This is a genomic window from Oceanispirochaeta sp., from assembly GCF_027859075.1.
Taxonomy (GTDB): domain Bacteria; phylum Spirochaetota; class Spirochaetia; order DSM-2461; family DSM-2461; genus Oceanispirochaeta.
In genome coordinates this window covers 1-7,995 of sequence record NZ_JAQIBL010000175.1, presented here as the reverse complement: position 1 = coordinate 7,995, position 7,995 = coordinate 1, and the positions used below count along the sequence as shown (strand labels likewise).

9 protein-coding genes and 1 tRNA gene are annotated in these 7,995 nt (G+C 45.0%); 7 read left to right on the top strand and 3 right to left on the bottom strand.

All coding sequences use genetic code 11. The annotated features are described in order from the left end of the window. Positions 1 to 216 (top strand): hypothetical protein (locus tag PF479_RS09655; RefSeq protein ID WP_298005545.1); only part of this gene is annotated, 216 nt, incomplete at its 5' end. A gap of 93 nt (positions 217 to 309) precedes the next feature. Further along, positions 310 to 714, top strand: a complete 405-nt coding sequence (locus PF479_RS09650) for a PAS domain-containing protein (RefSeq protein ID WP_298005542.1) — start codon at positions 310 to 312, stop codon at positions 712 to 714. A 187-nt stretch (positions 715 to 901) separates the two neighbouring features. Here PF479_RS09650 and PF479_RS09645 read toward each other — a convergent pair whose 3' ends face one another. Further along, positions 902 to 1,996: a DUF362 domain-containing protein gene (locus PF479_RS09645; RefSeq protein WP_298005540.1), complete on the bottom strand. Its 1,095-nt coding sequence runs from the start codon at positions 1,994 to 1,996 to the stop codon at positions 902 to 904. 121 nt (positions 1,997 to 2,117) lie between these two features. On the opposite strand from PF479_RS09645, the gene PF479_RS09640 reads away from it, so the two are divergent. The 3 genes from PF479_RS09640 (at position 2,118) to PF479_RS09630 (ending at position 5,347) form a co-directional block, all read left to right on the top strand. Continuing rightward, on the top strand, positions 2,118 to 3,347 hold the full coding sequence (locus PF479_RS09640) for a U32 family peptidase (protein ID WP_298005536.1): 1,230 nt from the start codon (positions 2,118 to 2,120) through the stop codon (positions 3,345 to 3,347). Positions 3,348 to 3,459: 112 nt separating this feature from the next. After that, positions 3,460 to 5,211: an HD domain-containing phosphohydrolase gene (locus PF479_RS09635; protein ID WP_298005533.1), complete on the top strand. Its 1,752-nt coding sequence runs from the start codon at positions 3,460 to 3,462 to the stop codon at positions 5,209 to 5,211. A 62-nt stretch (positions 5,212 to 5,273) separates the two neighbouring features. Then, positions 5,274 to 5,347: transfer RNA gene (locus PF479_RS09630), tRNA-Pro, on the top strand. Between the two features lie 97 nt (positions 5,348 to 5,444). Here the strand turns inward: PF479_RS09630 and PF479_RS09625 are convergent. Beyond that, the gene (locus PF479_RS09625) at positions 5,445 to 5,951 is read right to left on the bottom strand and encodes an ATP-binding protein (protein ID WP_298005530.1); all 507 of its coding nucleotides are present in this window, start codon (positions 5,949 to 5,951) and stop codon (positions 5,445 to 5,447) included. A gap of 291 nt (positions 5,952 to 6,242) precedes the next feature. Here PF479_RS09625 and PF479_RS09620 point away from each other — a divergent pair, with 291 nt between their 5' ends. After that, positions 6,243 to 6,467, top strand: coding sequence for a hypothetical protein (locus tag PF479_RS09620; RefSeq protein WP_298005527.1), 225 nt, complete (start codon positions 6,243 to 6,245; stop codon positions 6,465 to 6,467). Positions 6,468 to 6,751: 284 nt separating this feature from the next. Here the strand turns inward: PF479_RS09620 and PF479_RS09615 are convergent, their stop codons facing one another. Then, positions 6,752 to 7,021: a Fic family protein gene (locus tag PF479_RS09615; RefSeq protein ID WP_298005524.1), complete on the bottom strand. Its 270-nt coding sequence runs from the start codon at positions 7,019 to 7,021 to the stop codon at positions 6,752 to 6,754. 171 nt (positions 7,022 to 7,192) lie between these two features. Here PF479_RS09615 and PF479_RS09610 point away from each other — a divergent pair, with 171 nt between their 5' ends. Next, positions 7,193 to 7,780, top strand: a complete 588-nt coding sequence (locus PF479_RS09610) for a hypothetical protein (protein ID WP_298005522.1) — start codon at positions 7,193 to 7,195, stop codon at positions 7,778 to 7,780. Positions 7,781 to 7,995: the final 215 nt, after the last annotated feature.

Genomic DNA, 7,995 nt, shown 5'->3' with positions numbered 1-7,995 from the left:
GCCTTGGTCCTGCCACCGGAAGAAAGGCTTAAAATTAGGTCCATGGAATACATCATGACACCGAAGGGGCCGCAGCCTCTGAGCATGAACCCCAAAGACCCGGATTATGATCATTATCTGGAAAAACAAATTCGCCCCCTGGCTGAAACCATTCTTCCCTACATGGGACTGACCTTTGATGAAATATGCTATGGTAAACAGCTTGATCTTTTTTGAAAGTTCCTTATTGAGCGAATGGGGAAGCAAAAATTTGTTCATATTTCAAAGAATTTAGTTTATACTGTAGGTAGATAAACTAGAGGAGTTCCGGTGAATATACCATCTGACCTACAAAAGAGTATCGTAGAGGTTCTTCAGGAAGAGAATACCATTGTCTTTGTTATGAGCCACACCGGTCAGTACCTCAGCCTCCTGGGCGGATCTAACAGAGCGCTTTATGCAGACGGATCGGTACTCATAGGCAAAAGCTATCCTGAAGTACTGAATAAAGAAAAAGCCGAATATTTCCAGTCTCTTCTAGATAAAGTGATTAGAACCAGGCAGCCCGTAGAAGTGGAATATGAACTGAGTGCAGCAGATTTCATTGAAAAATTGAGTTCTGGTCCCTCAACCCTACAGAAATTCAGAGGAAACCTCTTCCCCCTGGAAATAGACCCGGATGAAAAACTCCATAAGGTCGTCTGGGCCATTCATAATATCACCGAAGAAAAATAAGGATTTCCCCGTCCCTCAAGAAATGGGCGCAAAAAAACCCCGCTTCATTGTCCCGGGGTTAAGTATATCATTCGGCTTTATTTTGGATCTTAATGATCTCTCTGACCGATTGAATTCTGCTTTGTATGCTTATAGTATACATCGGATTATATTTTATTTCCGTTAACTTTTAAAATTAATTACATGTTTAACCGCTTTTATTACCCGTAAAACTGAGGAAATCCACAATTTCAGACAGCTCGGGAGGACATCCGGGAACAAAAGAGGAACATCCGCTCAGACATTGGCCGAACCCGAGCCCCTCTACAGTGAGCCCCTTGAAACCCTGCCCGATCATGACCGTTTCAGGGAGAGCCTTTCCCTGTTCCTGAAGGATCTTCAAGGCCTGTACCAAAGAAGCATAGCAAGCACTGCAGGCTCCCTTCTCATGTATATGTGCTGCCAGAGTTGACGACAGTGAGGAACGCTGCAAACTGCTCAGGCCCTCTCCCTTGTTCAAAGGAACCAGGGTATCCTCCTTCAGATGGATCGTACCGGCTCCCAGCTCTGCGGCTTTGGTGATATAGGGAACATCTTCAATGTTCAAACCCAGAAGGGAACAGGCATAGCTGTCCAGGAGTACCGGATCAAGGGCGGCCATAAACAGATTCAGGGTCTGAGGATTCCCCCCTTCTTCAAAATCGGGATCTCCTTCGAGGGCATCCACCAGAATCAGATCGGCATGAAGGATTTCATTCAAATCGGCAATGGGCTGAAAAAGACCCTCCCGATGATAGCGCTGCTTTTCACTGTCGGGGATACAGCCCTTCAGATTCTTTAGAGCGCAGGTCATAGCCGTCTGACAGTGTCCCTTGAGAACGGGTATATTGATCAGCCTGTCCAGATTCAAAACAGCCTGACAGACACGGTAATCTCCGTTCGTTGCTTCCAGAGTGACAGATTCATCTTTTTGCAAATCTACCAGAGGAAGGGAATATTTTTGTGCAAGCTCGGTGTATCCGCAGATGCGAAAGGCCCTCTCGGTTCTGTCACCGACCCAGGAGCCTTCCAGAATACTGAGATTCTCAAACCCCTGACCCTGCAGAAAGGCGATAACTCCGGCGCAGAATTCGGGATGAGTGGTGGCGCCGGAAGATGCTTTTTTAGAAACCACCAGATTTGGCTTTAATCCGATGGATTCGGTTTTTGACCAGTTCTTCCAGACATCCGAGGCTTCCATCAGTTTCTGTCCGGCTTCAAAAGGATCAGAACCGTACCAGCAGAGGATTTTATCTTCTGTCATAGGCTACTCCTGTATTTCATAATTGAACTTATTCTAGCATATCCCGTTTTAAAAGGAATATATCGCGGCAGAACCTTATTGCCTCCTTGACCAGCAGTCAAATTCTCCCATAATTGTGGCCATGGAATTACTATCACCCGCAGGTAATGTGGAAAAACTCAAGTACGCCTATCAATACGGTGCTGATGCGGCTTATATCGGTCTGCACAGCTTTTCACTCAGAGCCAAAGCCGACAATTTCGGACATGATGAAGCAGAAGAAATTGCCCGGATCAAAGGGGATAAGAAACTCTTTTGTGCCCTGAATATATACTTTCACAACCAGGATCTGTACCGACTGGACGAGTCTCTGGATCAGTTTGAAGCCTATCCCTTTGATGCCTTTATCATCAGCGACATGGGGATTATCCGGACCATGCAGAAGAGGTTCCCCGGAAGAGACCTCCATCTGAGTACCCAGGCAAACGCCTTGAACAGTGATGCGGTCAAACTCTACAGAGATCTGGGATTCAAAAGAATCATCCTGGGGAGAGAGTGTTCCCTCAGGGATATCGCCCGAATCCGGGCAGATGTTCCGGATATTGAGCTGGAAGCCTTTGTTCACGGGGCCATGTGTCTGGCCTACTCAGGCCGCTGCTTTCTGAGCAAATGGATGATAGACCGGTCGGCGAACGACGGCAGCTGCGCCCATTCCTGCCGCTGGGACTACCGGCCCCTGGAAGGACCGGCTAATACTGAAATGGTACTGGAAGAGGCAGAAAGACCCGGCGAGTACTATCCCATTTATGAAGGGGACGGTTTCACCTCCATCCTCTCCAGTAAAGACATCTGTATGATCGATCATATCCAGGATTTGAAGGATGCAGGCATCGACTCTCTCAAGATTGAGGGCCGGATGAAGTCCATCTACTACACGGCCATCGTGACCCGGGCCTACAGAAAGATGATTGATTCACTGGAAGGATCCAAAGATCCCCAGCTTGAAGGCTACAGAGAAGAATTAATGAAGGTCAGCCACAGAGAGTTCTCCACAGGCTTTTACTTCGGTAAGGACGACATTGAACAGCCCACAGGGAAGATGGAAGCCTCCCCCTATAAATTTCTGGGTTCCATTGGAAAAGAGGTCTCACCGGGAGAATACGAACTGGATGTAAAGAACCAGATACTCACGAGTCAGGAGATCGAATACATCGGGCCGGATCTGTTGTTTCAGGCTGATAATGCTTTTGCTTTAAAAGATCCCGAGGGCATAACTATCGAAAAAATAGATCATGGCAAACCCTGTACCATTATCCCGGGATGCGGGGTGAAGGACGGTTACATTCTGAGACGGAACATCCAGAAGGAATAAACCTGATACGGAAAAATTAAACTCACCAGTCTCCCATTTCTACCAGAACCAGTGAATTCAATTTGGACATTGGGGAACATTCGATTATGATTAGGTTTAGAAAGGTACAGGTATGAGACAACATTTCAGGATTCCCTACCATCTTTATATGCTGAAACTCAGGAATCTGATGATAAAGAAGGAAGAACAGGGGAGGACAGACAGCCTCATTTACTGGCAGCAGTATATATTTGTCAGCTTGATGAGTACCATTGTGACCCTCGGACTGGGTGTTCTTATTACCGGAATCAATCAATTTATCAAAGAGGACATGCTCTTTGCCGGCCTCGGTCTACTTGGATTTTATATATTCTTCCTGATTATGTCCTTTGCCCGATTTATTCAATTCAAACTCCGCAACAAACTGATTGCCTGGGGATTCTATTCACTGAGCATCATTCTCCTCATCTTTACAGGCCCCAGTGGCGCGGGTCTATTGTATCTCTGTACAGCCTTTGTCCTTCTCCTTCTTCATACAGATAAAGATAACAGCAGGCAGATTATAATAATCAATGCACTTGTGTTTCTATTATTGAGTCTCCTTTTCGTCTTAGGAAAAAACCCCAGTTTGAGATTCAGGGAATATGAACAGTACTGGTGGCTTATCGTCATCAATTCAATAACGGTCAGTATTTTTATTGTTCAGATGATCAATCTGATTATGAAGGGTCTGAACCGCCGATACAAAAAGGCAGAACGATCCAATGCCAGGCTGATCAGAACTCAGAAAGAGAATATGAAACAAATCCATATGCTGGATAGCCTTCGCCAGTCGGGAATGGTCGTCATGGACTCAAGGCTTGCCTTTGAAGAACGGCTGCAATCGGCTCTTCAGTCTATCAGGGATGAGCTACACTGCTCCGCCCTGAACATCTCAATGGTTCAGGGAGAATCCGAAAATGCCATATGCATTGCCTCCTTCCCGGAATACCTGAATTGTGAAAGGACTAGAATACCTGAGATTGATGGCCCCTACCTGCTTCACGACTTTGAACATATATCCGAAATCCCTGTTAAAACAGAGATCATGAAAGGGATCAGACCGGGTGAACTCTATTTTTCAAGCCATTTTTATACACCCGATGCCACAGGATACCTGGAACTGCTTTTAAATGGAAATCCTGATGAAAGCGAACTGAATTTTCTGCAGATGAGCCTCTTTGAGCTGAGTGCTGCCATTACCAACGATCAGCTGATACAGGATATAAAACGAAGCCGGGACATTCTGGAAGGCTCCTATGATGAGATTCTTCATGCCTGGGCCAGGATACTGGAACTCAGAGATATCGAAACCAGGGGACACAGCGGCCGGGTTGTTAGTATCTGTCTCAATATCGCCGAAAAAGTCAATCTTCCCCTGGAGGATCAGATCCAGCTGAAACGGGGAGCCTTCCTCCACGATATCGGAAAACTGGGCATTCCTGACAGCATTCTGAAAAAAGAAGGTCCTTTGACAGAGAATGAATGGACCCTGATGCGGAGACATCCGGAGATAGGACGGGATTCTGTAAAGAATATCCCCTTTTTGAGACCGGCAATACCGGTGATTTACTACCACCACGAGCGCTGGGACGGCCAGGGTTACCCGGAGGGCCTCAAAGGGGATGGAATACCCTACACGGCCAGGATTTTTATGATTGCCGACATTTACGATGCCCTTATCTCAGACAGGCCCTACAGGAAAGCAATGAGTCAAAGTGATATTACAGACTATATGTGCTCCGAACGGGGTACATTCTTTGATCCTGAACTCATTGATATTTTCCTGAATGATGTGAACAATTTGACATCCCCACGGATTTTTGATGACAACCCGATCCAATAAATATAAATCTCCGGGGAATTGACATTTTAATACCCCCATGAGAGCTTGATCAGGCATAAAAACGGGCTGTAGCGCAGGGGTTTAGCGTACGTGTCTGGGGGACACGGGGTCGGTGGTTCAAATCCACTCAGCCCGATATAAATACCTGATCAGATTTATCTGGTCAGGTATTTTTTTTGTCTAAGAGAGGATTTGAACCAATTTGCGTTGTATGTGTTCGGCGATAACACCCATTATTCCAGAACCTCCCAATGGCCACCCTTATCAGGACCGATACGTTTGACTCTATTTTGGCTCTGCAGAAATGCTATATGTTTTTTAATGGAACGATCGCTGATACCAATCTTCTTAGAGAGTTGGGCAATAGTAATATCAGGATTCTCAGACATCAAAAGAACTATTTTCTGGGAACTTTTCTGGGAACTTTTCTTGGAACTTTTTGGTGAATTTGAACTGACTGGACCCGCTAAGGGGAGGACCAGTTGAAAGTACTGTCTGTCTTCTTTGAAGACCGGTTTGGCACCCTTTGAATAGAGGGGAAGATACTTGTTAATATTCCGAACCCCCGAACCTAATTCATCAAAACGTCCCAGTTGGATCATAAATTTGCAGAGAGTGGGATTATGGGAATAGGGATGCAGGTTTTCCGGTGTGATTTCTCCAAAAAAATGCTGCGTGCAGGGATTATCTAAGATCACCTTATCCTTGTATATGATCAAACGGCCAGGAGAGGCACTCATATAGTCACGATGGGAGATAATGTTGGAGATGGCTGAAGGGCTAATTGTTTTTATTGTGAATGGAAAAATGGGTTTTGGGGGAGTAGGGTTTACCCTATGTTTTTAAGGGCCGAGATTTACTTAAATCGTTTCCCCTTAGCAAGACGTCAAGAAAAAGAATGGACTTTGAAAATGAATGATTAGTATTAAAATACTGAAAGTGATAAGATATCACGTGTTTATTTGAATATGGACAAATTGACCTCGACGACCACAAGACTTGTGGGCATCGCTAAACAAACCGGAGGCGAAATGAACAATCCCTGGGAAGAGTTTCTTCAAGAATGGCCCTTAGAAAAAGTCAAAACCATGACACTCCCAATGTATACATCCGTGGGAAAGAAAGACACATTTACATACTGGTTAGAAAGCAGGCTGGATAAGCTTGGCAGCATATGGGGAGGATCATCCTTCAAATTCGGGAGAAAAGGAGAAAGCTATATTATTCTGAATTTCTCTGGAGTACCTTGGTTATAGAGAAGCAAACTCTATGCCTGCTTCAATAATAAAATTTTTTAATGGCTTCTCGCCCAAAAACCGGGAAAATTTTATTAAGTCTCTCGGACGCAAACTAGCTTGGTCTGAACAGATTCTAATTTAAAGGCGAAGGCCTGCCAGATAGTTTCTATCGTCAGGAAGCCTTCTTCATTTGCCTACCAGACTGGATACGGTGTTAGCTCTGATCCACTCTTCCAACTTCACCTGATCAAAGAAAAGGCGGCTCACCAGCTTGATATGAGGGATTGTTCTGCAGCAAGCTTTCAAACCTTCTTTAATCTTTTTAGATAATTCATCCCTCTATCGCTGAGACTGTACTTCTGCAGACGGCTGTTGGGTTTATCGGGGATGGTGCGTTCAATGAGTCCGGCTTCAAGAGCCATCTGAATGTATCTGAGTCGGAAATTCTTTTCATCCTTCAGGCTCAATTTCCCCATCAGTTCAGTTCGGCTCATCTCCCCTTTCAGGACCCTTAACAGCTTCTTGACTTCGGGTGTGACTTCAGGCGTGACTTCGGGGATTGTTTGGCTCACAACCTGCAGTGTTTCAAGGATTGCATGTAACTGGATCTATGATATTCAGTACTATTCTCTGCCCGATACAGCAAAAATTGATAATGATAAAACTTCGACAATACCAATAATATCATCATTCTTTGTTCAATCTTCTAAGAGACCAGTGAATCTTATGATAGGATCAAAGGCATGAGTATCCCCAAAACACCGAAAGGTCTCTCCAACAGAATTACTAAAATCCGTTCACAATTATCTGCTTTCAAGCGGGAGTATGGTTTTATTGATGACGGGGCTGGTGCCAGATACTATCTTTTCTATCTCTATTTCCTTCTGGCTGATAATCGTAGATCCTCAGAGTTTCTACGCTGGTTTGAAAAGGAGTGTCCAGACGATTCGGGTGAACCATTCCAACTCCTTTGCTGGGCACTGATATTGAATCGGATGGGTCAGAACGGTGAATATCAACTCGCCAGAACCATGCTCTCAAATATTTATCTCATCCCCAGCCTCCTGGGATTTGAAGTGGAGAGAGAAGAGATGTCCCACTTGTCGAATTGGGCTGAACCGGATTTCATCGAGTATTTTCCAGAGAGAGTTCAAGAGAACATCACTGAAGTGGATTTATCCTGGATTCATGAGAGATATCATTCTGATTCTTTTCAGAGGATACTGAACAGGCATATTGAAATAAATCATGAATTGGAGAGCACTCCTAGAGGCGAAAAGCGGAGTGCTCTGGTAAAAGAGTTGTACAACTTAGTTGATACTATTGGCTAAAACTGGGTGTAACGAGTCTTCATCCAAATCCTCCCCGCTACAGCTTTACATGCTTCACCCGAGCTTTCTTCCGATCCATGTCCTTCATCTTTCCTTTAGTCAAACACTTCCAGATGACGGCCGGCAGGATTGTTTCACATACTGCTCATACAGAAGGTTCCTCCTCCAGGGGTGCAAGAGGAACGGTTATATTGTATTTCTGATCCAGGACTCCG